Source organism: Winogradskyella psychrotolerans RS-3 (assembly GCF_000427335.1).
GTDB classification, from domain to species: domain Bacteria; phylum Bacteroidota; class Bacteroidia; order Flavobacteriales; family Flavobacteriaceae; genus Winogradskyella; species Winogradskyella psychrotolerans.
In genome coordinates, this window is record NZ_ATMR01000198.1 from 1 (window position 1) to 901 (window position 901).

Consider the following 901-nt stretch of genomic DNA (forward strand, 5'->3'; position numbering starts at 1 on the left):
CAACGAACTTTGTCATTCCTGAGCAGGCAGGAATCCACAACAACACTATACCTCTAAAACGACTACTATGACTCTAACACACTTAATCCTTCATTGTACTTAATCAAACCGACATCGACTATATAAAGTAGATTCCTGCCTACGCAGGAATGACAGAACACCAAAACAATTAATACTATAATCTAAATTCAACGAACTTTGTCATTCCTTCCAAAGCAGACAAACCTTCAAGTACATCCAAGCTAAGCCATTAAAAATAACAACGAACTTTGTCATTCCTGCGCAGGCAGGAATCCACAACAAGACTACACCTTTAAAACAATTACTATATTTCTCACATCTTTTAATTCTTTTTAGAACTCAATCAACATTAATAACAACAAACAGATTCCTGCCTACGCAGGAATGACAAAAAAATTAAAAAACACCCATTAATTAAAAAATAATCCGCTAAAATTCATAACTTTAAGAACACTCTACAACACATTTCAAATAATTACACTGTATCATTCCTGTAAAAACAACCAACCACGATATACCAACTACAAAAAATGCATAGGAACATACATCAATATTATCTCTACATACTATCTAACAAGTATAACGGTACCTTATACATTGGTGTCACCAACGATTTAGAGCGCAGAATGTTCGAGCATAAAAATAAGTTAGTCGATGGTTTTACGAAAAAATATGGATTGGATCGACTAATATATTTTGAAACCTATCAGTATATCAATGATGCGATTAAAAGGGAAAAGAATATGAAAAAATGGAAACGTCAGTGGAAGATAGACCTTATTGAAGAAGAAAATCCTACTTGGAAAGATTTATCAAAAGACTGGACTTATTTTCAATAACAAATACCAACACCCTGTCATTCCTGCGTAGGCAGGGATCC

1 protein-coding gene is annotated in these 901 nt (G+C 33.7%); it reads left to right on the top strand.

The genetic code is table 11. The annotated features are described in order from the left end of the window. The first annotated feature begins 551 nt into the window (after positions 1-551). A complete protein-coding gene (locus tag ADIWIN_RS16960; protein WP_040757665.1) occupies positions 552-860 on the top strand; it encodes a GIY-YIG nuclease family protein in 309 nt (102 codons plus the stop codon). The last annotated feature ends 41 nt before the right edge of the window (positions 861-901 follow it).

Coding starts and splice junctions, on each gene's coding strand:
- ADIWIN_RS16960 (WP_040757665.1), top strand. CDS start 552: ATGCATAGGAACATACATCAATATTATCTCTACATACTATCTAACAAG.